The sequence below is a fragment of the Murinocardiopsis flavida genome (assembly GCF_003014485.1).
Lineage (GTDB): Bacteria > Actinomycetota > Actinomycetes > Streptosporangiales > Streptosporangiaceae > Murinocardiopsis > Murinocardiopsis flavida.
In genome coordinates this window covers 298,726-321,802 of the sequence record NZ_PYGA01000001.1, presented here as the reverse complement: position 1 = coordinate 321,802, position 23,077 = coordinate 298,726, and the positions used below count along the sequence as shown (strand labels likewise).

The following is a 23,077-nucleotide window of genomic DNA, read 5'->3' as shown; positions in this document are numbered from 1 at the left end:
ATGGCGCCGGGGGCGGTCGCGCGCTGACCTGCCACACTGGTGCGCGTGCGTATTCATGTGGGCTCGGATCACGCGGGCTATGAACTCAAGGAACACATCGTCGGGCGGCTCAGGGCGCTGGGCCACGAGGTCGTCGACGCCGGGCCCCTCGGCTACGACGCCGCCGACGACTACCCCCCGTTCGTGCTGCGCGCCGCTGAGGGCGTCGCGCGCGACGAGGGGGCGCTGGGCATCGTGATCGGCGGCTCCGGCAACGGCGAGCAGATGGCGGCGAACAAGGTCGCCGGGGTCCGCTGCGCCCTCGTGTGGAGCGCGGCGACGGCGGAGCTCGCCCGCGAGCACAACGACGCCAACGTCATGAGCATCGGCGCCCGCATGCACTCGGCCGAGGACGCCGCCGGGTTCGTGGAGACCTTCCTCGCCACCGGCTACAGCGGTGAGGAGCGGCACTCGCGCCGGATCCGGATGCTCGCCGACTACGAGCGCAGCGGCGAACTGCCCCCGCTGCCCTGAGGCGTGCCGCGCGGACGGCGGGCCGCCGTCCCCGCGGCCTCCTAGAAGATCACGCTGGTGAAGGGCAGGACCGACGCGCCCATTGCGGCGTCGAGGCGCGCCGCCGCGCCCTCGGTCGCCTCCTCGACCATCCCGGCCGCCGCCATCGCGCCGACCCGCGCCGCGCCGAGGTAGGCGCTGCCGAGGTGGGAGACGTCGAGGCGCAGGTCGGGCGCTTCGCCGGTGGCGTCGCAGCGCGCCTCTCCGGCACCGGCGGTGAGCCGCCACCGGCCCTGGTTCCAGGGGCAGTCGGTGTCGCGGACCTCCAGCACCAGGTCGACCGGTGCGGCGTAGGACCGCTCGGCCATGGCGCGCGGGAGGTCGACCAGCCGGATCCACAGTGAGTCGTGGACGCGGGTGCGCGCCCGGTAGCGGTCGGCCAGCAGGTGGTAGAGCGCGTCGTCGAGCGGCAGCGACTCGATGTCGACGGTGGCGACGAGGTCGCGGTCGAGCACGTGCCGCCAGAGCAGCACCCGGGCGGCCGGGTCGCTGACGGCGACCTCCGAGACGGCGAGCCGCCCGTCGGCGTTGCCGAAGTCGTCCCACTGCTGCTTGACCCGGTACAGGGCGTAGCCCAGCGGGCCGCCGCCGTCCTCGACCAGCGCGCAGCGGCGCGGGCTGAACCCGTCGCGGGCGCCGGCGGGGTCGTGCATCAGGAACCGCCACCACCGGTCGTCGCGCCGGAACTCGCCGACGCGCCGCATCGCGCAGCGCTCGTGGACCGCCGCGATCTCCGCGGTGAACTCGGCGGCGGCACCGGTGCGCAGGCGCAGCGCGGGGTTCTGCGGGACGTCGGGGCGCAGCGCCCCCTCGCCGCGGTGCAGCCGCACCGCGCCCTTGCCGCTCGCCGCGCCGTAGCCGAACCGGCCGTAGATGCCGCCCTCGGTGGCCCACAGGGCGGCGACGGACTCCCGTCCGAGTTCGCGGATGTCGCGGAGCTGGCGGCGCAGGAGCGCGCCGACCACGCCCGTGCGGCGGTGCGCCGGGCTGACGCCCACCGCGGTGACCCCGGCGACGGGGCGGGGCCCGCCCGGCATGGTCATGGTGAGGGAGTACGCCGCCGTGGTGCCGACCAGTTCGGGGCCGTCGAACATGCCGAGCGACCGGTCGAGCTCGACGACGAGGCGGCGGTGTTCGATCGCGGCCTCGGGATCGAGGACGGAGAGCATCGCCTCGCGCCCAAGACGGGTGAACGCCGGGAAGTCGGCCTCCTCGGCGGGGCGGATCACGCGGTGCGGCACGGAGGTGCCGGTGGTTTCTCGGGAGAGGGGCATGGCCCACGTCGTATCACCGGCCCCGGGCGCCGCGCCACCCGATTGTCCGCGGGGCGGCGCCGCCCGCAGCGGCCCCGCGGCAGGAGGCGCCGGGGAGCGGCGTCCGGCGCCCGGTAAGCGAATTCACACCGGCGGGAAGGAGAACCTCGGCCGAGAGCTGACGCGGCGGCATCGCCCGGCCCATACTGGATCATGAGCGGATTCGCGGATGTTCCGGCGTGCCCACGCGCCCAGTTTCGGCGCAGCCTGATTTCGCGGCGGTCGTGCCGCGAGGCGTGTGCGCGCGTGCCCGCCGCCCGCGCTACAGTGCGGCCGACATGAACCGGCCAACCCCCACTGCGCGCATCGCCCGCCAGGCACGGTCGCTGGTGCAACGGGCGCTGGCCCTGCTGCGGCGCAAGGTGCTGTTCCGCTACCGGCTGGTCCTCATCACGCTCGTCACCATCGCGGTCGGTATCGGCATCGGCTCGGTCTGGGGGCCGACGGCGTGGTTCCCGCCGAGCGCCGTCATCCTCACCGTCCTCGCCGGGGGGCTGCTCCTCAAACGCAAGAGCCTCGCGTTCCTGCTGGCCGTGGTCGCGGCGGTGCTGCTGGCGACCGCGTACGCGCTGGGGTTCGAGCAGGTCGGCCCCGGCCTGCTCGTCACCATCGGGGTCACCGCCGTGCTCGCCTACCTGCTGTCCGGTGTGCGCGAGCGCCTCGGTGTGCAGGGCCTCAGCGGCGAGAAGATGCTGCTCGAACTGCGCGACCGGCTGCGCGCCCAGGGCCGGCTGCCCGACCTGCCCAAGGGGTGGGGCCGCAAGGCCGTACTGCGCCAGGCGGGCGGGTCGTCTTTCGGCGGCGACTTCGTGGTGTCCATGCGCCACGGCGACCGGCTGGAGGTCGCCGTCGTGGACGTGTCGGGGAAGGGCGTCGACGCCGGCACCCGCGCGCTGCTGCTCTCGGGCGCGTTCGGCGGACTGGTGAGCGCGGTCCCCAGCAGCGAGTTCCTCGCCCACTGCAACGACTTCCTCATCCGCACCGCCGACGGCGAGGGCTTCGTGACGGCGGTGCACCTCAGCATCGATCTCACGACCGGCGAGTACACCGTCGCCTCCGCCGGCCACCCGCCCGCCGTCCACTTCGACAGCGGCACGGGCGCGTGGCTGCCGGCCGACGCCAAGGGCGTGGTGCTCGGCGTCATCCCCGAGACCGGCTACGTGCCGACGTCGGGGCGGCTGCGCAGCGGCGACGCCATCCTCCTCTACACCGACGGCCTCATCGAGACCCCCGGCGAGGACCTCGACGCCGGGGTCGACCGGCTGCTCGGGGCCGCCGAGAACCTCGTCGGCACGGGGTTCGGCGCCGGCGCGCCCGCGCTCGTCGACACATTGAGCAAGGACAAGAACGACGACTGCGCCCTCGTCGTGATCTGGCGGTCCTGAGGCCGGGCCCGCCGGGTGCCCCGCCGACCCCCGTGACCGGTAGGGTCGGTGGGGTTCCCGGGGGAGTGGCAGGCGCCGGCGGTTCCGCGGCGCCCGCTGCCGTGCCGCGGCCGTCGCTCCGGGCGCGCGCCGCTCCAGCCGAACGACCGGGGCCGACCCGCTGCGCGGGCCGCGCCGCCCGATCATCCCTCAGCTCGCGGTCTGCCGCGCGCGTCCGCGACCCGGGCCCATGAGAACTGTGGACACCCGCTCCGCGCGTGCCGCGGGCGGCGGTGGACGACGAGGGGGTGCTCGGTATGGCCGACGACGATGGCCGGGAACAGCTCACCGATCTGGTCGAGGCGAACGATCTCACCGGGATGCGGCTCTGGCTCGCCGAACACCAACCCTACGAGATCGCCGACGAACTCGCGCGGATGGACAGCCACCTGGCGATCATCCCGTTCCGGCTGCTCGACCGCGACCGCGAGCTGGAGGTCTTCGAGGAGCTCGACCCCGTCCACCAGCAGGAGATCCTCGGCGGCCTGCGCGACAGCGCGTTCCGCGAGCTGCTGGAGGAGATGGACCCCGACGACCGCGCGCGGCTGATCGGCGAGGTGCCGGCGAAGATCGCGACCCGCGCGCTGGCGGGGCTCAGCCCGGCGGAGCGGCGCATGACCGCGGCCCTCCTCGGCTACCCCGAGGACTCCGTGGGCCGCTCCATGACACCGGAGACCGTCATCCTGCACCGCGACCTCACCGTGGGCCGCGCTCTTGAGGTGCTGCGGGCGAAGGGCGCCGAGGCCGAGACCGTCTACAGCCTGCCCGTGGTCGACGACGGCCGCCGGCTCGCCGGAATGGTCGGGCTCGGCGACCTCGTCGTCAGCGACCCGGGCACCCTCATCAAGGACGTCGTGGACGTGCTCGTGCCGCGCGCCTCGGCCGTGGAGCCCGCGGAGAAGGCGGCCCGCCTCATGCAGGAGGCGAACCTCGTCGCGCTGCCGGTGGTCGACTCGGAGGAGCGGTTCGTCGGGCTGCTGACCTTCGACGACGCCCTGGAGCTGATCGAGGAGGCCGATTCGGAGGACTTCGCCCGCCAGTCGGGCGCCAGCCCCGTCGCGGGGCACTACGTCGCCGTGGGTGTGCTGAAACTGGCCCGGTCGCGGGCGGTGTGGCTGCTGCTGCTCATCGTCGCCTCCACGCTCACCATCAACGTCACCCAGGGGTTCGAGGGGAGCCTGGAGAAGGTGACGGCGCTCGCGCTGTTCATGCCCATGCTGATCGGCACCGGCGGCAACGTCGGCTCCCAGTCGGCGACGGCGATCGTGCGCGCCCTCGCCGTCGGCGAGGTGCGCATGCGCGACCTGCCCGGTGTGGCGTGGAAGGAGTCGCGGGTGGGCTTCCTGCTCGGCATGATGCTCGCCCTGGTCGCCATGACGATCGCGTCGCTGCTCGTCGGGGTGGCGGTGGCGGCGGCGGTCGCCTTGTCGGTGATCGCCATCTGCACGTGGGCGGCGATCATCGGCAGCACCATGCCGCTGCTGGCGCGCAAGGTGGGGGTCGACCCCGCCGTGGTCTCGGCGCCGATGGTCTCGACCCTGGTCGACGCGACCGGGCTGCTCATCTACTTCTCGATCGCGGGGGTCGTCCTCGGCATCTGAGGCGGTAGGGGAGCGGGCCCGCGGCGCTGCCGCCGATTCCGTCCCGACACACTGCGGTATTTAACTCCCCGTTAAGGCAAGACTGCCTACTCTCGGTGGTGACGCGACATATCGCGTCGGGGCGGCCCCCTGCGGCCGCCCCGTCCGGACACCACACGAGGTGAGAGCACCATGGCGAATTGGCAGCGCCTGCTCCGGCAGGTACTGGGCTTCGTCCGGAAGAACCCCGACAAGGCGAACCGGCACCTGCGCACCGCGGGCGAGACCGTCAAGCGGCGCACCGGCGGCAAGTACGACCGCCACATCGACAAGGCCACCGGCATGGCGGCGAAGTACCTCGGCAGGCAGGGCGGCCGCGATCGGCGCCACGACCGCGGCGGGTACGGCGGGGGCCCGCCGAAGCACCGGCCCGACGGCTACGACGACCGCCGTTAGGCGCCGCCGCCGCGTGCCCCAGGCCCACCGGCACCGGTGCACGCCCGGGGCGCCGGGCGGGCTCCGACGCGTAGGTCGCCGCGAACGGGGCAGTGGGCACACGATCGCCCCTCAACCGGAAGGAACGCGATGTCCGCCCTCGACCGCATCGTCGGCCAGGTCCTGCGCTCGCTCAGAGGCGGCAGGGCGCACCGTCCCGGCCGCCGTCCGTACGGCGGGCCGCCCCGCCGTCCCCGCCGTCCTGTCGGCGGGCCGCCGCGCCGTCCGGGCCGCGGCGCCCCGCACGGGGGCCGCGGCATCGTGGGAACCCTGCGCCGACTGCTGAGAAGCGGCGGGCGCCGCAACTGACCGGCTCCGGCCGCTCCGGTGCTCTCACCGGTGCGGCGCGTGCGAATCGCCCCGAATGGCGGGTGGTCCGTGCTGTCGCGCCCTTTTGTGCACCTTGCCGAACAGGCTGTGCGCTGGGACGATCCAGTTATGGACCGCCTTCCGGAATCCATACCGCTCCGGGCAAGCGGCATCGTCGCGGTGCTGCGGCGGTGGCGCGTGCGCGACGCCGACGCGCTGTACCGCGCCGTCAGTGAGTCGTCCCGCCATCTCCGTCCGTGGCTGCACTGGGTCGACGGCTACGGGCCCCGGCACGCCGCGGCGTTCCTGGTCGACGCCGTCGGCAGGTGGGACCGCGGCGAGTCCTTCGACTACGCCATCAGCGACATCGGCGGCCCGCGCGAACCGTCCGTCGTCCTCGGGGCGGTCTCGCTCGCCCGGAGCCCCGCCGCCGGCCGCGGCCCCGGCGAGGCGCACCGCGGCGCCGAGGTCGGGTACTGGCTGCGGCCCGATGCCACCGGACGCGGACTGGCGACCCTCGCCGCCGCGTCGGTCGTCGACGCGGCGTTCCAGCTCCCCGGTGTCCGCTGGGTCGACATCGTGCACGACCGCGCCAACGCCGCCAGCAGCGGAGTCCCGCGGCGCCTCGCGTTCACCGAGGTCGCCCGCCGCAGCCCGCCGCAGAGCCCGGTCACCGCTGGCGAGGACGGCGTCGAGGTCGTGTGGCGGATGACCAGAGAGGACCACTTCAGCGCCCTCCAAGTCCGCTAGAAGTGGTACTTCGTTGCGCTTGCGGGTCGGGCCCCTGCCGACCTTGACGAGAGTGTTCACTCAATTGCACGTCGGCTTTTCGGGTTCGGCCCGCCGGCGGGGGCCTTGCCGCAGTGCCGCATGCGGGTGATCTTCGGTCAAGAGCAGCACCAAGGGCGGCGGGGAGCCGATCCTGGCGGGAGTGCATTGGGTGTGCGGTGGAAAAAGCGGCACCAAAGGTGGCGGTGGGGCCCGGTCGGCGGTCGACCGGACGGTGCCGGCGCCTTCATTCACCCCAGCGACCGGCCTCCGTGAAGTATTTTCCACTACGGGCGCGGCGGGTTCAAAGGGTGAGTGCAACACCGGCCTGTTGAAGGGGTGTTGTGATGGGTGCCCGTTCTGGACGTCCCCGACTGCCGGTCGAGCGCGAGTACGAGTTCTGGAGGGCGCTGAGGCAAGGGCAGAGCATCGCCGATTCCGCGGCAGCCGCGGGCGTGTCGCCCCGGCACGGCACGCAGTGGTTCGCCCATCGTGGCGGTGTGATGCCATCAACCACTGCGGGCCCGGGCAAACGGTCGCTGAGCTTCGCCGAACGCGAGGACATCGCCCTGCTGCGGGCGCAGAAGTCAGGCGTCCGGGAGATCGCGCGCCGCCTGGGCCGCAACCCGGCAACGATCAGTCGCGAGCTGCGTCGGGCGCCGCCCGACCCGCGGCGGCGCGGGCCCCGCTACCGGGCCTCCACGGCCCAGGCCGCCGCCGATGAGCGGGCCCGGCGGCCCAAGACCGCGAAACTGGCAGCGAACCTGCGACTGCGCCGCGCGGTCCAGCACCGGCTGCGGGACAATCACAGCCCGGAGCAGATCGCCGGCCGGCTCCGCGCGGACTATCCCGGTGATAGGGAGATGCGGGTGTCGCACGAGACGATCTACCAGGCGGTGTACGTGCAGGGCCGCGGCGCGTTGAACCGCGAACTGGTCAGGCACCTGCGCACCGGCCGGGCCCTGCGCAAGCCGCGCCGGCAGCCCCAGGAGCGGCGCGGCCGGATCCCGGACATGGTCAACATCGCCCAGCGGCCCGAGGAGGTCGAGGACCGTGCCGTGCCCGGCGACTGGGAAGGCGATCTGATCCTCGGGTCGGTGGCATCGGCCTCGGCGATCGGCACCCTGGTCGAACGCGCCAGCGGCTTCGTGATGCTGCTTCACCTGCCCCGCGGCCACGGGAGCGCGCAGGTCGCCCGAGCGATGACCGCCACGATGAGCGAACTGCCCCGGCATCTGCGCCGTTCGCTGACCTGGGACCAGGGCCGTGAGATGAGCGGGCACCTGCGCATTGCCCGGGCCACCGGGCTGGCGATCTACTTCTGCGACCCGCACTCACCCTGGCAGCGCGGCTCCAACGAGAACACCAACGGGCTGCTGCGCCAGTACTTCCCCAAGGGCACCGACCTGTCCACGTGGGGCCCGGGCTATCTCGACCAGGTCGCTGCCGAGCTCAACAACCGGCCCCGCAAACGCTTCGCCTGGCGGACACCGGCCGAGGTCCTCGGCAAGCTACTCTACGACCAATCTGATGATCCACCCGGTGTTGCACCCACCGGCTGAATCCACCCGTGGTGGAGTGGAAAATACTTCACGGAGGCTTCCGGAAAAGCCGACAGTCCACCCGAAACGGACATCGCGGCCGTGTCCCGATGAACGCGGTTCGTCGCCGCGCCACCGATGACCGCCCGCCCCGGCCGCCCGCCGCCGTTGGTACTGCTGTTTCCCACCCGGAGACCCTGGATACGATCGCCCGCCCCGGCCCTCCGCCGCCCTCGGTGCTGCTCTTGACCGAAGACAACCCGCACCCGCCCGGCGAGAAGGCCGCCCAGGGGACACAGGACCTGGGCGGGGCAGGGCTGGGGCGGTCGGCCATCATTGGGGGATGCCCGCCTCCGTTCTCGCGCCGCCGCCGCGGCTGCCCGTCGTCCTCGCCCGGTTGCGGATGCCGCTCATGTGGGCCGGCACGCTGGCGCTGGTCCTGGGCGGGTGGGCCGGGCTCCCGTGGTGGGCGCGCATCCTGCTGTTCCTGCCCGGTCTCGCCGTGTACCTGCGGGTGGGCCGCGTGGCGGCGGAGCCGCGCACGGTGGCGCCGCCGGTGCGCGGGCGCTGGATGGCGCTGGGCAGCCCTGCCGACGGCGTGCCCAGCCAGGGCACGCACGCCTACGGCCAGACCTACGCGCTGCTGCTCGTCGCCGAACCCCCGGCGGACGAGGGCCGGGAGCGGCCCGACATCGGTTGGCGGCCGCTGACGCGGCCGCCCGAGGACTTCCCCGGGTTCGGCGCCCCCGTGTACGCGCCCGCGGACGGCAGGGTCGTCCGCGTCCACGACCGGTCGGGCGACCACCGGAGCCGCAACTCCTGGCCGATGCTGCTGGGGCTGATCGCGGAGACCTCGCTGCGCGAGCTGCGCGGCCCCGCGGGCCTGCTCGGCAACCACGTGGTCATCGAGCTGGACGGCACGGGCTACGCGCTGCTCGCGCACCTGAAGCGCGGTTCGGCCGTGGTCAGCCCCGGCATGGCGGTCCGCGCCGGGGACCCGGTGGCGCGGTGCGGCAGCTCCGGCGCGCTGACCGAACCGCTCGTCCACTTCCAGCTCATGGACCACCGGTGGCCGCTGTTCGCCGCCGGGCTGCCGTTCCGGTGGGACGGCGCCGCTGTCGACGGCCGCCTGCGCGACGGAGTACCGGAGAGCTGGCGGCCATTCCGGGTCTGAGCCGGAGAGCCGGCGGCCGTTCCGGGCCTGAGCCGTGGCCGCCGCGGCTACAGTCCGGCGGGCCCCGGCGCGGTCCGGGCCGCGCGCGCACTCCACCGGCCGTCCCTGCGCTCGATCTCGATGGGGTGGTCGAAGCAGGTGCTCACGAGCTTGGTGGTGAGCACGTCGCCCACCGCGCCGGAGGCGACCACCTGGGCCGACCGCAGCAGCATGGCGTGGGTGGTGCTCTCGGGGAGCTCCTCCAGGTGGTGGGTCACCAGGACGGTCGCCAGGCCGGGGTGCTCGCGGCGGAGCTGGTCGATACTGGCCAGCAGTTGCTCGCGGGCCGCGACGTCCAGGCCGGTGGCGGGTTCGTCGAGCAGCAGCAGGCGCGGGGTGGGCATGAGCGCGCGGGCGATGAGGATGCGGCCCCGTTCGCCCTGCGACAGTGTGGGCCACAGTGCGTCGCGCTGCGCGGTGACGCCGAGCAGGTCCATCAGGTACTCGGCCCGCTCCGACTCCGCGGCGCTGGGCTCCCAGCGGGGCGGGATCTCTATGCTGCCCGTTGCGCCGGTGAGGACGATCGCACGCCCCGGCAGCGCCGAGCGCAGGTCGTGGCGGGGGTTGACGTGCCCGATGTGGCGGCGCAGCTCCCGCATGTCCGTGCGGCCCAGCAGGCGGCCGAGTACCTCGACGCTGCCGCGGGTGGGGTGCTGCTGTGCGGAGAGCAGGGAGACGAGGGTGGACTTGCCCGCCCCGTTGGGGCCGATCAGCGCCCAGTGCTCGCCGGGGCGCACCACCATGCTCACCTGGTCGAGCAGTGCGCGCCTGTTGCGGACGAGGTCGACCCCGTCGGCGGCGACGACGGGGCGGCCGGACGGCTCTGCCGTGTCCGCTGCCGTTGTGTCCGGTGCCGTCACGTGGTGTGCGTCCCTCCCTGTCGTCGGCCACCGTGCGCGGCGGCGCCCGGAGGCCGCTGCGCGGCTGTGACCAGCCCACCGTACTCGCGCGGCGCGCCGTCCGGCCGCGGCGGGGGCGCCGGTCGGCACCGTTAGCCCCGGGCGCGGCGGGGCAGGTGGTCCCGGAACGCGCCGGCACGGTCTGCGCGGGGGAGCGGCACGGCGGGGGAGGCCGGGTGTCCGAGCTGAGATGCATGTCACGCAAAAATTCATGTTGCGCAATTTTTCATGATCTGCAAAAATATGGCCATGACTTCAGGGGACCCGATCGGCCTGCGCGAGCGGAAGAAGCGCGAGACGCGGCGGGCGCTGCTGCGCGCGGCCGTCCGGCTGACCGTCGAACACGGGTTGGACAGCGTCACGGTCGAGGACATCGCCGCGGCGGCCGGAGTCTCCACCAGGACCTTCTTCAACTACTTTCCGTCCAAAGAGGACGCCGTCGTCGGCGACGGCCCGCCCCGCCCGACAGCGGCGGCGCTCGCGGTCTACACGGCGGGCGGGCCCACCGGCGACCGCATCGACGACCTGAAGGCGCTGCTCGCCTCGGCGGTGCCGACCGGCGACGCCGTCCCCTCCGTCGAGGAGATGCGGCAGCGCAAGAGCCTGTTCGTGCGCGAACCGCAGCTGGCGCCGCGGTTCATGGCCGTCTTCCACGAGACCGAGCGCGAACTGGTCACGGCGATCGCCGCCCGCGACCACACCGATCCCGAAGAGCTGCACCCGCAGATCGTCGCGGCCGTCGCGACCACCGCTGTCCGGTTCGCCATGCGCAGGTGGGTCGCGACCGAAGGCGCCCAGGACGCGCACAGCATCCTCAACGAGACGTTCGACGTGCTGAAGCAGGGGCTCTGACCCGCACGGAACCCCGGTAGGGCGGCCCGCACCGCCCGGCCTCCAGCACCACCCCGCCAGCGGCAGGGACGACCATGCCGAACCAGGGCACGCCGCCCGAACGACACAGGAGCACTCCGATCATGGCCTCCACCAGCGCGGAATCCGCGCCCGCGCCCACACCGTCCGCACCGTTATCGAAGCGGCAGCTCGGCTGGGTGTTCGTCGGCATCATGCTGGCGATGCTGCTGGCAGCCCTCGACCAGACCATCGTGTCGACGGCCCTGCCGACCATCGTCGGCGAGCTGCACGGGCTGGAGCACCTGTCCTGGGTGGTCACCGCCTACATCCTCGCGGCGACCATCGGCATGCCCATCTACGGCAAGGCCGGCGACCTGTTCGGCCGCAAAATGGTCTTCCAGTTCGCGATCGTGACCTTCCTGATCGGTTCGATGCTCTGCGGCATCGCCCAGGACATGACGCAGCTCATCCTGTTCCGCGCGATCCAGGGCATCGGCGGCGGCGGGCTCATGATCTGCGCGCAGGCCGTCATCGGCGACCTCGTCTCGCCCCGCGAGCGCGGCAAGTACATGGGCCTCATGGGCGGCGTGTTCGGGCTCTCCTCGGTAGCGGGCCCGCTGCTCGGCGGCGTGTTCACCGACCAGCTCAACTGGCGCTGGATCTTCTACATCAACCTGCCGCTCGGCTTGATCGCGCTGTTCACCATCGCCGTGGTGCTGCACCTGCCGAAGGTCACCGGCCCGAAACCCAAGCTCGACTACATCGGCACCATCCTGCTGGCGGCTGCCAGCGCCTGCGTCGTGCTGTTCACCAGTTGGGCCGGCAACCAGTACGACTGGACCAGCCCGGTCATCATCGGGCTCGGCATCGGCACCGTGGTGTTCGCCGTACTGTTCGTGATAGCGGAGACCTACGCCAGCGACCCGATCATCCCGCTGTCGCTGTTCCGCGACCGCGACTTCGTGCTCGCATCGCTCATCGGCATCACGGTCGGCATCGCGATGTTCTCGACGGTGGCCTACCTGCCGACCTTCCTGCAAATGGTCAACGGCGCGAGCGCCACCGAGTCGGGGCTCATGATGATCCCCATGGTCGTCGGCATGCTCACGGCCACCATCAGTTCGGGCCGCATCATCAGCTCCACCGGCCGCTACAAGATCTTCCCGATGGTCGGGACCGCGGTCATGACCGTCGGCCTGGTGCTGCTGTCGCGCATGGACGCCGACACCCCCTACGCCTACAACGCGCTGGCGATGCTGGTGATCGGCCTCGGTGTGGGGTCGGTCATGCAGAACCTGGTGCTCATCGTGCAGAACTCCGCCCCACGCAAGCTCCTCGGCACCGCGACCTCGGCGACCAACTACTTCCGCCAGATCGGGGCGTCGTTCGGGATCGCCGTCGGCGGGTCGATCTTCGTGCACCGGCTGACCGACCAGATGTCGTCCCTCCCGCCGCAGGCCGAGGCGAAGCTGGGCGGAGCGACCGGCGGCGAGGGCGGTGTCAGCTCCCTGACCCCCGAGATGCTCCAGGCGCTGCCGCCGCAGGCGCGCGACTTCGTCGTGCACGCGTTCGCTGATGCGCTGCCGCCCGTCTTCCTGTACATGGCGCCCATCGCGCTCATCGGATTCGCCCTGACCTTCCTGATCAAGGAGAAGCCGCTGGGGACCGAGCCCGGTATCGCGTCGGAGGAGAAGGCGGACGCGTCGGCCTGACCGGCGGCCCCGCCGGCCGCGGCACACCCCCGTTGCCGCGACCGGCCCGCCGCGCCCGGTCCGGCTCCGCGCCGCGGGAGCACGGGCCGGAGCGCGTGGAAATCAATCCCGCCCCGCGGGTGTTTGCCCATGCGACACGGACGGTCTCCCCGCCGTGTGGAACGTAGAGGTCGCAGATGTCAATGATGATGGGCGGTCCGCCCGCCTACCGCTCTCTTGTAAACGAAGGTGTGACCGACAAACCCAGCCTCACCCCGGGCACACTCGGCCGCATCTGGGGCTACGCGCGCCCGCACTGGCGCTCCATCGTGGTGTTCCTGCTGCTGACCTCGGTCAGTTCGGGGATCGTCGTCGCGAACCCGCTGCTGCTGAAGGCGATCATCGACGACGGGATCGGCAAGGGCGACTCCACGCTCGTCACCGTGCTGGCGCTGGGCGTCGGCGGTCTCGCGCTGGTCGAGTCCGTCCTCGGACTGGCCGGGCGCTGGCTGTCGGCGCGCATCGGCGAGGGCGTGATCTACCTGCTGCGTACCCAGGTGTTCACGCATGTGCAGCGCATGCCACTGGCGTTCTTCACCCGCACCCAGACCGGGTCGCTGACCAACCGGCTGAACACCGATGTCGTCGGTGCCCAGCAGGCCATCACCTCCGTCCTCCAGCAGGTGGTGTCGAACCTGATCAGCGTGGCAGCCGTACTCACCACGATGCTGGTGCTGTCGTGGCAGATCACCATCATCGCGCTGCTGCTGGTCCCGCTGTTCATCCTGCCCGCCAAACTGCTCGGCCGCCGGTTGGCAGGGGTCGCACGCGACGGCATGGACCTCAACGCCGAGATGAACTCGCTGATGACCGAGCGCTTCAACGTCGGCGGCGCCATGCTGGTGAAGCTGTACGGGCGCCCGCACGAGGAGAGCGGCGTGTTCTCCGACAAGGCCGCCCGCGTGCGCGACATCGGGGTCAAGCGCACCGTGATCGGCGGCCTGCTGTTCACGATGATCGGCCTGATCACCTCGCTGGCGACCGCGGTCGTCTACGGGGTAGGCGGCACCCTGGTGGTCGGCGGCGCGTTCGACCTGGGCACCCTCGTCGCACTGACGACTCTGCTGGTGCGCCTGTACGGGCCCATCACCGCGCTGTCGAACGTGCACGTCGACGTCATGATGGCGCTGGTCAGCTTCGACCGCGTGTTCGAGGTCCTCGACATGAAGCCGATGATCGACGAGAAGCCCGACGCGCGCGATCTTTCCGACGGCCCGCTGCCGGTGGAGTTCGACCGGGTGTCCTTCAGCTACCCCAACGCGGCCGAGACGTCGCTGGAGTCGCTGGAGGTCGTCCCGCACACCGAGTCGATCGACGACACCCAGGTCCTCAGCGAAGTGTCCTTCACCGCCGAGCCCGGCACGCTGGTGGCGCTGGTCGGGCCGTCGGGCGCGGGCAAGTCGACGCTCACGCACCTGGTGTCGCGGCTGTACGACCCGACGGCGGGCGCGGTGCGCATCGGCGGGCTCGACCTGCGCGACGCCCGGATCCAGTCGCTGCGCGACGCCGTCGGCGTGGTCACCCAGGACACCCAGCTCTTCCACGACACCGTGGGCGCGAACCTGCGCTACGCGCGCCCCGACGCCACCGAGGCCGAACTCGCCGAGGCGATGCGCGCCGCCCAGCTCGGCACCCTGCTCGACGCGCTCCCCGACGGCCTCGACACCATGGTGGGCGACCGCGGGTACCGGCTGTCCGGCGGCGAGAAGCAGCGCCTCGCCATCGCCCGGCTGCTGCTCAAGGCGCCGTCGGTGGTGGTGCTGGACGAGGCGACCGCGCACCTGGACTCCGAGTCGGAGGCCGCCGTCCAGGAGGCGCTGACCACCGCGCTGGAGGGCCGCACCTCCCTCGTGATCGCCCACCGGCTGGCGACGGTGCGCGACGCCGACCAGATCCTGGTGCTGGAGGACGGCCGGATCCTGGAGCGCGGCACCCACGAGGAGCTGCTCGCGCAGGACGGGCTGTACCGGTCGCTGTACCGCACCCAGTTCGCCCCGCAGGAGGCCCAGGAGCGGCGCGCGGCGGCTCGCCGGTAACCGGTCCCGCGGGGAGGGGCGCGGCCCGCTCCCCGCGGATTCGCCTGGTGCTGGTGGGGCATCACCAGGGCCGCGATCGTGTCCGCTTCCGGTCATGAGGGCCGGGAACTCCTGTTATGTCTCAAACGTTGAGACGCGGAGGTTCTGCTCCTCGGATCCACTGGCAATAATGGTCCGCCGTGATGACGGAATGCGCGATCTACCGCGCGAATGGACGCGAGCTCGTCGACGGCGACATCAGCGACGCCCTTGACGAGGCTCTGCGCAAAGACGACAACGCCTTCTGCTGGATCGACCTCCACGAGCCCACCGCCGAGGAGTTCGAGCTGGCGGCGAAGGAGCTGGAGCTCCACCCCCTCGCCGTCGAGGACGCCCTGAGCCCGCACCAGCGCCCGAAACTGGAGCGCTACGGCAAGGTCGTGCTCGTGGTGCTCAAGGCGCTCACCTACGATCCCGACACCCGCGACGTCGAGTCCGGCGAGGTGCTGGTCTTCCTCGGCCGCAACTACGTCGTGACCGTCCGGCACGGCGACATCGACCCGCTGGGCCCGGTGCGCCACCGCCTCGACGGCGACCCCGAGCTGCTGGAGTTCGGCGCCCCGGTGGTGCTCTACGGCGTCCTCGACGCCATCGTCGACGAGTACGTGGAGATCGCCGACCAGGTGCAGGACGCGGTCACCGAGCTGGAGGAGCGGGTGTTCCTCAGCCTCAAGGGGACCCTCGCGAGCGAGATCTACGCCCTCAAGCGCGAGGTCCTGCAAATGCACAACGCCATCCAGCCCCTGGTGCCGGTGATGAACGCGATCGTCGCGGGCGACACCGTCCGGGTGACCGCCGGCGCGATGCCGTTCTTCCGCGACGTCGCCGACCACGTCATGCAGGTCAACGGCAAGGTCGCCTCGATCAACGAACTGCTGCCCCAGGTGATGTCGGCCTACCTCGCCCAGGTGAGCGTGCAGCAGAACGACGACGGCCGGCGCATCACCGCGTGGGCCGCCATCATGGCGGTGCCGACCATGGTCGCCGGGGTCTACGGGATGAACTTCACCCACATGCCGGAGCTCAAGTCGGTGTGGGGCTACCCCTCGGCGATGATCTTCATCGCGGGGGCGTGCATCGCCCTGTTCGTGGGGTTCAAGCGGAGCAAGTGGCTGTAGCGGGCCCGGGCCGGGCTACAGCGATCCGGCCAGCCGCCCCAGGGTCGCGCTCGTCGAGCGCCCGGCCGTGAACGGCAGCTCCCACGCGTGCGCGCCGAGCGCCTCGGCGCCCAGCCGCTTCGCCGCGGAGTGCGGATCGCCCGCCGTGTACGCGAGGGCAGCGGGGTCCAGCGGGGCCAGCAGCGCGGCGTAGGCCTGCCACCCGACCGTCTCCGGCGGACCGGAGACGGTGAACACGCCGTCGACGCAGCGCAGCGCGGCGAGCATCTCGGCGCGATCGGCCTCGGCGTGGACCGGCCGCCCGGTGCCCTTCCAGGAACGCACCCGTGCGTCGTCCTCGACCCCGACGACCAGCGGGAACCCCCTCTCGCGGACAGCGGAGAGGAAGCGCACGTGGCCCACGTGCAGCACGTCGAAGGCGCCGGTCACCACCGCGACGGGCCGCTCGGCGGGCGGCCCCGCGTACCAGCGGAGCGCGAGCGCGGCCGCGTCGTCGCCTTCGGGATCGCTACTCGCCATCTTCGGGTTCCGTCCAAACAGGTCGTCATAAGCACCGGCCGCGGGGATTCCGTGCAAGGGCACCTCTCTGCAAAGGCACCGGGCGCACTGGAACCGGCAACGAGGATCGCGGGTTCCGCTATTCCCGCAGCCCGCCGGCAGCACCGATGCTCCCAGGCGCGCGATCCGGGCGCCAGCCGCCCCGGGCGCGGTGCGGCGGACCCGGGATCGGGGCCGGACAGCGCGAAGGCCAGGTCACGGATTGATACCGGCTGACCTGGCCTTCGGGCGGTGCAGAGCGGGCGACCGGGATCGAACCGGCATGGCCAGCTTGGAAGGCTGGAGTTCTACCATTGAACTACGCCCGCGTGTCCTCGGCTGCGCGAATCTCCTCTAGACTCGTGAGGCCGACGAGGACAGACTACAGTCTCTCAGGCGCCGACCGCGCACGGATTACCGCGCCGCGCGGTGCTCTGGCGCGTCGGTCACGGGGAGTAGCGCAGCTTGGTTAGCGCGCATGCTTTGGGAGCATGAGGCCGCGGGTTCGAATCCCGCCTCCCCGACGAGAAAACGGCTCCGGGGATTCCCGCACTGCTTCCGCGATGTCCCTGAGCGCCCGCACACCTGTCCTAGACTTGGCGTGATCAGCAGGATAATCGCGCAACGAGCCAAGTCGTCCGGGACGCCCGCGGTGAGCGCCGGCCGTCCGCCGCACGGAAGCGTCGTTGTAAGTGAGCCGTGCCGTCAAGTGCCGGGTCGTACCGGAAAACAGCCGGAAATCTAGGAGTACCGCCCCGTGAAGACCGATGTCGAGGAGCTGAGCCCGACCCGGGTCAAGCTGACCATCGAAGTTCCCTTCAAGGAACTCGACCACGCCTTCGACGTGACATACAAGTCGCTCGCCAAGCAGGTCCGGATCAAGGGCTTCCGCCCGGGCAAGGCCCCGGCACGGCTGATCGACCGTTACGTCGGGCGGGGCGCGGTGATCAGCGAAGCGGTGAACCACGCCGTTCCGGAGCTGTACAACGAGGCCGTCCAGAAGGAGGAGATCTTCGCGCTCGGCCAGCCCGAGGTGGAGATCACCAAGCTGGAGGACAACGACGAGCTGTCCTTCACCGCCGAGGTCGACGTCCGGCCGAAGTTCGAGGTCACCGGCTACGAAGGCATCGAGGTCACCGTCGATGACGCCGAACTGACCGACGAGCAGGTCGACGACCAGGTCGCCAACCTCCGCGAGCGGTTCGGCACCCTCGTCGGCGCCGACCGCCCCGCCGAGACCGGCGACCACCTCTCCATCGACCTCTCCGCCGCCATCGACGGCGAGAAGCTGGAGGACGTCCAGGCGTCCGGCATCTCGTACGAGATCGGCACCAACACCATGCTCGACGGGCTCGACGAAGCCCTGGTGGGCATGGCCGAGGGCGCGTCCTCGACCTTCTCCACCAAGCTCGTCGGCGGCGAGCACGAGGGCAAGGAAGCCGACGTCACCGTCACCGTGCACAGCGTCAAGGTGAAGGAGCTCCCCGAGCTCGACGACGAGTTCGCCCAGATGGCGAGCGAGTTCGACACCATCGCTGAGCTGCGCGACGACGTCCGCGGCCGCATGGAGCAGGTCCGCCGGGTGCAGCAGGTCTCCCAGGGCCGCGACCGCGCCCTGGAGCAGCTGGTCGACTCCATCGACCTCCCCCTTCCCGACAGCATCGTCGAGGAGGAGGTCACCCGGCGCCGCGAGAGCCTCGAGCAGCAGCTCACGCAGAGCGGGCTGACCAAGGAGGGCTACTTCGAGTCCCAGGAGCAGACCGAGGAGGAGTTCGAGGAGGAGCTCACAAAGGGCGCCCGCGCCGCGGTGAAGTCCGGGTTCGTCCTCGACCAGCTCGCGCTCCAGAACGACATTGCAGCAGACAACGACGAGCTCGGCCAGTTCATCACCGAGCAGGCGCAGCGCATGGGCGTCTCGCCGGACCAGCTGGTGCAGCACCTGGTCGAGTCGAACCAGATCCGGGTCGCCTACACCGAGGTCGTCCGCTCCAAGGCGATGAACCTGGTCATGGGGTCCGCCGTCATCACCGACGAGTCGGGCAACACCGTCGAGCAGGACACCCCGCAGGGCGAGACCGCCGAGGCGGCCAACGACGACGAGGCCGCAGAGGACCCGGCCGACGAGTCCGCGGACGCGTCCGCCGAGGCCGGCGACCGGCCGGCCGAGGCTGCGGCCGACACCGCCGAGGACGCGGCGCCGGCCGAGTCCAAGTAGCCCGCGCGGCAACCCGCGTAGTCCCGTCCGGCAGTCCCGTACGGGCACCGCACCAGGGCCCCGCGCCGAGCAGTCGGCGCGGGGCCCTGGTGTCACCCGGCAACGTTCGCCCTGCGCTCAATTCGCAGGTCGCCGCGGCTGGCACCTGCGCTAAAAGCGAACAGGGCCACGAATCGTCTAAGCGGCTGTGTGAAGAGCGTTAGTGTCGCAAGCGTCGCAACAGTTTCGATTCCGGAGCAGGTGACGAGAGTGCCTCCGACCAGTAACGAGTCAATGCGAATCGACGCCCGAACCAACGAGTCGCCGCTTCCCTCGATGTTCGATCAGACCCCGCAGCGCCTGCTTCGCGAGCGCATCATCTTCCTCGGCCAGCAGGTCGACGACGAGATCGCCAACCGCCTTGTCGGCGAGCTGCTGCTGCTGTCGGCCGAGGACCGCCAGCGGGACATCACGCTGTACATCAACTCGCCCGGCGGGTCGGTCACCGCGGGCATGGCAATCTACGACGTCATGCAGTACATCCCCAACGACGTCCGCACCGTGGGCATGGGCATGGCCGCCTCCATGGGGCAGATGCTGCTCTGCGCGGGCGCCCCCGGCAAGCGTTACGCCCTGCCGCACACCCGCATCATGATGCACCAGCCCTCGGGCGGGATCGGCGGCACGGCGTCGGACATCCGCATCCTCGCCGACCAGCTGCTGTACGTGAAGCGCATGTTCTTCGAGCGTACGGCGCTGCACACCGGGCAGACCAAGGAGCAGTTGGAGAAGGACGCCGACCGCGACCGCTGGTTCACCGCCCAGGAGGGCAAGGACTACGGGTTCATCGACGAGGTCCTCGAAGGGACCGTCGACGTTGTGACCGGCGGACACCTCTAGGCAGCAGTCGCGACCCGCAGTGTGGAAGGCCAGGAAATGACCCAGTTCAACCCCAACCTCTACGGCGGCGGGATGGCGCCCGACTCTCCGCAGAGCCGCTACATCCTGCCCTCCTTCGTCGAGCGCACGTCGTACGGCGTCAAGGAGATGAACCCGTACAACAAGCTCTTCGAGGACCGCATCATCTTCGTCGGCTCGCAGATCGACGACGTGTCGGCGAACGACATCATGGCCCAGCTCATCACGCTGGAGCACATGGACTCCGAGCGCGACATCACGCTGTACATCAACTCGCCCGGCGGGTCGTTCACGGCACTGATGGCCATCTACGACACCATGCAGTTCGTGCGCCCCGACATCGCCACGGTCTGCATCGGCCAGGCGGCGTCGGCCGCGGCCGTCCTCCTCGCCGGCGGCACCAAGGGCAAGCGGGCCGCGCTGCCCAACGCGCGGGTGATGATCCACCAGCCCGCCATGGAGGGCAGCTACGGCGCTGCGGCCGACATCGAGATCCAGGCGAACGAGATCATGCGGATCCGTGAGCAGATGGAGAAGACCCTGGCCCGGCACACCGACAAGACGCCGGAGGATGTCTCCCGCGACATCGAGCGCGACAAGATCCTCACCGCGCAGGAAGCAAAGGACTACGGCATCGTCGACGAAGTGATGCCGTACCGGAAGAGTTCCCTGCAATAGGGGCATTTCGGCGGGGATCGGCTGTTCGCGAACCGGGCCGGCGCCCACACGCCGAGATCGGCGTGCGGTGTGTCCGGCCCGCTTCTTGGCTTAGGCTCGGGGGAACGACGCACAGATCGCCCTGTTACCGGCTCCGAGGAGAGCGCTTATCCTGATAAGCGGTGGATAAAGCGGCGCCGTGCTCCAGCGCATGGTCCGTGCTGCCGGCAGGTGATGGTCGCAACGTTCTTCGAGGCCGGGGGCGTGCCGCGGTAGGCACGCCGTTGGGGCGGCCGACGTTTTAAGGAGTGGCTGGGTGGCACGCATCGGCGACGGTGGAGACCTGCTGAAGTGCTCGTTCTGCGGCAAGAGCCAGAAGCAGGTGAAGAAGCTCATTGCCGGCCCCGGTGTGTACATCTGCGATGAGTGCATCGACCTCTGCAACGAGATCATCGAGGAAGAGCTCGCCGACACCACCGAGATGAAGTGGGACCGCCTGCCCAAACCGCGGGAGATCTACGAGTTCCTCGACTCCTACGTGGTGGGCCAGGACCAGGCCAAGAAGTCGCTGTCGGTCGCGGTGTACAACCACTACAAGCGCGTGCAGTCCGAGGGCGAGTCCGCCGCGCGCGAGGCCGACATCGAGATCGCCAAGTCCAACATCCTGCTGCTGGGCCCCACCGGGTCGGGCAAGACCCTGCTTGCGCAGACCCTCGCCCGCATCCTGAACGTCCCGTTCGCCATCGCCGACGCCACGGCCCTCACCGAGGCCGGGTACGTCGGCGAGGACGTCGAGAACATCCTGCTGAAGCTGATCCAGGCCGCCGACTACGACGTCAAGAAGGCCGAGACCGGCATCATCTACATCGACGAGGTCGACAAGGTCGCGCGCAAGAGCGAGAACCCGTCGATCACCCGCGACGTGTCGGGCGAGGGCGTGCAGCAGGCGCTGCTGAAGATCCTCGAGGGCACCACGGCGAGTGTGCCGCCCCAGGGCGGGCGCAAGCACCCGCACCAGGAGTTCATCCAGATCGACACCACCAACGTGCTGTTCATCGTCGGTGGGGCGTTCGCCGGCCTGGAGCAGATCATCGAGCAGCGGGTGGGCAAGCAGGGCATGGGCTTCAACGCCACCCTGCGTCCGTCGAAGGCGGTCGGGGCCGCCGACCACTTCGCCGAGATCATGCCCGAGGACCTGCTGAAGTTCGGCATGATCCCGGAGTTCGTGGGGCGGCTGCCGGTCATCACCAGCGTGCACAACCTCGACCGCCCCGCGCTCGTGCAGATCCTCACCGAGCCGAAGAACGCGCTGGTCAAGCAGTACCAGCGGCTGTTCGAGCTCGACAACGTCGAGCTGGAGTTCTCCGACGACGCCCTCGACGCCATCGCCGAGCAGGCCATCATCCGCGGCACGGGCGCGCGGGGCCTGCGCGCCATCATCGAGGAGGTCCTGCTCTCGGTGATGTACGAGGTCCCCAGCCGCGAGGACGTCGGGCAGGTCATCATCACCCGCGAGGCGGTGCTGGAGCACGTGAACCCCACGATCGTGCCGCGCACCAAGCTCAAGGGCGCCGAGGAGCCCCCCGAGGAGAAGACCGCCTGAGCCGCGCGCTCAGCCCGCCGCCGCTCCGTCGGGCGGGCCCAGCCGCAGGGTGATCCGCGCCCCGCCGGGCGAATCGGTGGCCCAGGAGCCGCCGGAGCTCTCGGCCGCGCGGCGGGCGATGTCGAGGCCCAGCCCGCTCGACCCCGCCCCGCTGCGGCCCCGCTGGGCGGCCGACCTCGGCAGCCCGGGGCCCTCGTCGCGCACCTGGAGCACCGCGCCGCCGCCCGCGTCGGCGGTGAGCCGCACCGAGAACGCCGTCCCTTCGGGGGTGTGCGCGAACACGTTTCCCAGCAGCGCGTCGACCGCGGGCGCCAGTTCGGCCTCGGAGATCCGCACCAGCAGCGGGCCGTCGGGCAGCAGGGCCGAGAACGGGCGCTCCTGGTCCTCGGCGAGCACGCTCCAGAACTCCACGCGCTCCCTTACCACCCGGGTGGCGTCGCACGCGCCGCCCTCGCCGGCGGGTTCGCGGGCCTCGTTGATGGTCTGGGTGACCGCCCGCTCCAGTGCGGCGATGGACGTCTCCAGCCGCTCGCGGTCCTGCGGGTCGCGCACGGACTCCGCGTCGAGCTTGAGCGCCGTCAGCGGTGTGCGCACCCGGTGCGACAGGTCGGCGACCCGCTCGCGCTCGGCCACCAGCAGTTCGGTGATGCGCGCGGCCAGGGTGTTGAGGGTCGCCGCGACCGCCTCGATCTCGGCCGGGCCGTTCGGCCGCGCCTGCGCGGTGAGGTCGCCGCCCGCGAGGCGGCGCGAGGTGACCGCCAGTTCGCCGATCGAGCCCACCAGCGACCGGCCGAGGCGCTCCGCGACGAGCATGCTCAGTGCCAGCAGGGCCAGGCCGAGGAGGGCGAGGATGATCCACGCCCGGTAGACGCCGGCGGTCAGCTGCTCCTGGCTCACGTACACCCGGATGACCGTGGTGCCCTCGGACGCTCCGACGCTGGTCAACACCTCGATGCCGCCGTCGGGCAGCTCGGCGCTGAGGGTCCGGCTGGTGGAGCGGGCGAGTTGGACCGCGGGGCTCCGCTCGGCGGCCGCGCCGAGTTCGGCGCCGTCGGGGCGGAACACCGTCACGGGGAACTGCTCGCCGGTGTTGATGCGCTGGACGGCGGAGCGCAGCGCCGCCTCGTCGCCGGTCGCGACGACGCTCAGGGTGCGGGCCTCCAGCGACGCGCTGCTGATGGCGCGGTCGTGGGCGACGTCGCCCACCAGGACGGCCAGCGGCACGAGGAACGCCACGAGGACGAGGGAGCTGGTCGCCAGGACCAGCAGCATCAGGCG

General features: G+C 71.3%; 19 protein-coding genes and 2 tRNA genes. 16 read left to right on the top strand and 5 right to left on the bottom strand.

Annotated elements, in window-relative coordinates; genetic code table 11:
* The first annotated feature begins 45 nt into the window (after positions 1 to 45).
* Positions 46 to 513, top strand: coding sequence for a ribose-5-phosphate isomerase (locus CLV63_RS01460; RefSeq protein ID WP_106581249.1), 468 nt, complete (start codon positions 46 to 48; stop codon positions 511 to 513).
* A 41-nt stretch (positions 514 to 554) separates the two neighbouring features.
* On the opposite strand, the gene CLV63_RS01455 is transcribed toward CLV63_RS01460, so the two are convergent.
* Complete coding sequence (locus CLV63_RS01455) at positions 555 to 1,826, bottom strand: GNAT family N-acetyltransferase (protein ID WP_106580995.1); 1,272 nt, start codon at positions 1,824 to 1,826, stop codon at positions 555 to 557.
* 317 nt (positions 1,827 to 2,143) lie between these two features.
* Here CLV63_RS01455 and CLV63_RS01450 point away from each other — a divergent pair, with 317 nt between their 5' ends.
* The 6 genes from CLV63_RS01450 to CLV63_RS01425 all read left to right on the top strand — a co-directional run bounded on the left by CLV63_RS01450 (position 2,144) and on the right by CLV63_RS01425 (position 9,156).
* Positions 2,144 to 3,250, top strand: a complete 1,107-nt coding sequence (locus CLV63_RS01450; protein ID WP_106581248.1) for a PP2C family protein-serine/threonine phosphatase — start codon at positions 2,144 to 2,146, stop codon at positions 3,248 to 3,250.
* A 296-nt stretch (positions 3,251 to 3,546) separates the two neighbouring features.
* Entirely contained in the window at positions 3,547 to 4,890 is a 1,344-nt protein-coding gene (gene mgtE, locus CLV63_RS01445; protein WP_106581247.1) for a magnesium transporter, read from the top strand.
* A gap of 171 nt (positions 4,891 to 5,061) precedes the next feature.
* Positions 5,062 to 5,325, top strand: coding sequence for an antitoxin (locus CLV63_RS01440; RefSeq protein ID WP_106580994.1), 264 nt, complete (start codon positions 5,062 to 5,064; stop codon positions 5,323 to 5,325).
* Between the two features lie 477 nt (positions 5,326 to 5,802).
* A complete protein-coding gene (locus CLV63_RS01435) occupies positions 5,803 to 6,423 on the top strand; it encodes a GNAT family N-acetyltransferase (protein ID WP_106580993.1) in 621 nt (206 codons plus the stop codon).
* A gap of 365 nt (positions 6,424 to 6,788) precedes the next feature.
* Complete coding sequence (locus tag CLV63_RS01430; protein ID WP_394339727.1) at positions 6,789 to 8,003, top strand: IS30 family transposase; 1,215 nt, start codon at positions 6,789 to 6,791, stop codon at positions 8,001 to 8,003.
* A 322-nt stretch (positions 8,004 to 8,325) separates the two neighbouring features.
* A complete protein-coding gene (locus tag CLV63_RS01425) occupies positions 8,326 to 9,156 on the top strand; it encodes a M23 family metallopeptidase (protein ID WP_106580991.1) in 831 nt (276 codons plus the stop codon).
* 47 nt (positions 9,157 to 9,203) lie between these two features.
* Here the strand turns inward: CLV63_RS01425 and CLV63_RS01420 are convergent, their stop codons facing one another.
* Positions 9,204 to 10,055 (bottom strand): ABC transporter ATP-binding protein, encoded by an 852-nt coding sequence (locus tag CLV63_RS01420; RefSeq protein ID WP_245928514.1) that lies wholly within the window; start codon positions 10,053 to 10,055, stop codon positions 9,204 to 9,206.
* Positions 10,056 to 10,343: 288 nt separating this feature from the next.
* Between CLV63_RS01420 and CLV63_RS01415 the strand changes: the two genes are divergently transcribed.
* From CLV63_RS01415 to corA, 4 genes are all read left to right on the top strand, one after another.
* Entirely contained in the window at positions 10,344 to 10,946 is a 603-nt protein-coding gene (locus CLV63_RS01415) for a TetR family transcriptional regulator (protein ID WP_245928513.1), read from the top strand.
* A gap of 122 nt (positions 10,947 to 11,068) precedes the next feature.
* Positions 11,069 to 12,658 carry an MDR family MFS transporter gene (locus CLV63_RS01410; protein ID WP_106580989.1) on the top strand — a complete coding sequence of 530 codons (1,590 nt, stop codon included), beginning with the start codon at positions 11,069 to 11,071 and terminating at the stop codon, positions 12,656 to 12,658.
* Positions 12,659 to 12,834: 176 nt separating this feature from the next.
* Positions 12,835 to 14,733: an ABC transporter ATP-binding protein gene (locus tag CLV63_RS01405; RefSeq protein WP_106580988.1), complete on the top strand. Its 1,899-nt coding sequence runs from the start codon at positions 12,835 to 12,837 to the stop codon at positions 14,731 to 14,733.
* Between the two features lie 182 nt (positions 14,734 to 14,915).
* Positions 14,916 to 15,890 (top strand): magnesium/cobalt transporter CorA, encoded by a 975-nt coding sequence (gene corA, locus CLV63_RS01400; RefSeq protein WP_106580987.1) that lies wholly within the window; start codon positions 14,916 to 14,918, stop codon positions 15,888 to 15,890.
* Positions 15,891 to 15,905: 15 nt separating this feature from the next.
* On the opposite strand, the gene CLV63_RS01395 is transcribed toward corA, so the two are convergent.
* Both CLV63_RS01395 and CLV63_RS01390 read right to left on the bottom strand, forming a co-directional pair.
* A complete protein-coding gene (locus CLV63_RS01395; protein ID WP_106580986.1) occupies positions 15,906 to 16,409 on the bottom strand; it encodes an adenylyltransferase/cytidyltransferase family protein in 504 nt (167 codons plus the stop codon).
* 276 nt (positions 16,410 to 16,685) lie between these two features.
* Positions 16,686 to 16,756: transfer RNA gene (locus CLV63_RS01390), tRNA-Gly, on the bottom strand.
* Positions 16,757 to 16,876: 120 nt separating this feature from the next.
* On the opposite strand from CLV63_RS01390, the gene CLV63_RS01385 reads away from it, so the two are divergent.
* The 5 genes from CLV63_RS01385 to clpX all read left to right on the top strand — a co-directional run bounded on the left by CLV63_RS01385 (position 16,877) and on the right by clpX (position 21,799).
* Positions 16,877 to 16,951, top strand: a tRNA-Pro gene (locus tag CLV63_RS01385).
* 233 nt (positions 16,952 to 17,184) lie between these two features.
* Positions 17,185 to 18,642, top strand: a complete 1,458-nt coding sequence (gene tig, locus CLV63_RS01380) for a trigger factor (RefSeq protein WP_106580985.1) — start codon at positions 17,185 to 17,187, stop codon at positions 18,640 to 18,642.
* A 273-nt stretch (positions 18,643 to 18,915) separates the two neighbouring features.
* Complete coding sequence (locus tag CLV63_RS01375) at positions 18,916 to 19,521, top strand: ClpP family protease (RefSeq protein WP_106580984.1); 606 nt, start codon at positions 18,916 to 18,918, stop codon at positions 19,519 to 19,521.
* A 36-nt stretch (positions 19,522 to 19,557) separates the two neighbouring features.
* The gene (locus tag CLV63_RS01370; protein WP_106580983.1) at positions 19,558 to 20,217 is read left to right on the top strand and encodes an ATP-dependent Clp protease proteolytic subunit; all 660 of its coding nucleotides are present in this window, start codon (positions 19,558 to 19,560) and stop codon (positions 20,215 to 20,217) included.
* 295 nt (positions 20,218 to 20,512) lie between these two features.
* Entirely contained in the window at positions 20,513 to 21,799 is a 1,287-nt protein-coding gene (gene clpX, locus CLV63_RS01365) for an ATP-dependent Clp protease ATP-binding subunit ClpX (RefSeq protein ID WP_106580982.1), read from the top strand.
* A gap of 9 nt (positions 21,800 to 21,808) precedes the next feature.
* On the opposite strand, the gene CLV63_RS01360 is transcribed toward clpX, so the two are convergent.
* Positions 21,809 to 23,071 (bottom strand): HAMP domain-containing sensor histidine kinase, encoded by a 1,263-nt coding sequence (locus tag CLV63_RS01360; protein ID WP_245928511.1) that lies wholly within the window; start codon positions 23,069 to 23,071, stop codon positions 21,809 to 21,811.
* Positions 23,072 to 23,077: the final 6 nt, after the last annotated feature.

Coding starts and splice junctions, on each gene's coding strand:
- CLV63_RS01455 (WP_106580995.1), bottom strand. CDS start 1,826: ATGCCCCTCTCCCGAGAAACCACCGGCACCTCCGTGCCGCACCGCGTG.
- CLV63_RS01450 (WP_106581248.1), top strand. CDS start 2,144: ATGAACCGGCCAACCCCCACTGCGCGCATCGCCCGCCAGGCACGGTCG.
- mgtE (WP_106581247.1), top strand. CDS start 3,547: ATGGCCGACGACGATGGCCGGGAACAGCTCACCGATCTGGTCGAGGCG.
- CLV63_RS01440 (WP_106580994.1), top strand. CDS start 5,062: ATGGCGAATTGGCAGCGCCTGCTCCGGCAGGTACTGGGCTTCGTCCGG.
- CLV63_RS01435 (WP_106580993.1), top strand. CDS start 5,803: ATGGACCGCCTTCCGGAATCCATACCGCTCCGGGCAAGCGGCATCGTC.
- CLV63_RS01430 (WP_394339727.1), top strand. CDS start 6,789: ATGGGTGCCCGTTCTGGACGTCCCCGACTGCCGGTCGAGCGCGAGTAC.
- CLV63_RS01425 (WP_106580991.1), top strand. CDS start 8,326: ATGCCCGCCTCCGTTCTCGCGCCGCCGCCGCGGCTGCCCGTCGTCCTC.
- CLV63_RS01415 (WP_245928513.1), top strand. CDS start 10,344: ATGACTTCAGGGGACCCGATCGGCCTGCGCGAGCGGAAGAAGCGCGAG.
- CLV63_RS01410 (WP_106580989.1), top strand. CDS start 11,069: ATGGCCTCCACCAGCGCGGAATCCGCGCCCGCGCCCACACCGTCCGCA.
- CLV63_RS01405 (WP_106580988.1), top strand. CDS start 12,835: ATGTCAATGATGATGGGCGGTCCGCCCGCCTACCGCTCTCTTGTAAAC.
- corA (WP_106580987.1), top strand. CDS start 14,916: ATGACGGAATGCGCGATCTACCGCGCGAATGGACGCGAGCTCGTCGAC.
- CLV63_RS01395 (WP_106580986.1), bottom strand. CDS start 16,409: ATGGCGAGTAGCGATCCCGAAGGCGACGACGCGGCCGCGCTCGCGCTC.
- CLV63_RS01375 (WP_106580984.1), top strand. CDS start 18,916: ATGCGAATCGACGCCCGAACCAACGAGTCGCCGCTTCCCTCGATGTTC.
- CLV63_RS01370 (WP_106580983.1), top strand. CDS start 19,558: ATGACCCAGTTCAACCCCAACCTCTACGGCGGCGGGATGGCGCCCGAC.
- CLV63_RS01360 (WP_245928511.1), bottom strand. CDS start 23,071: ATGCTGCTGGTCCTGGCGACCAGCTCCCTCGTCCTCGTGGCGTTCCTC.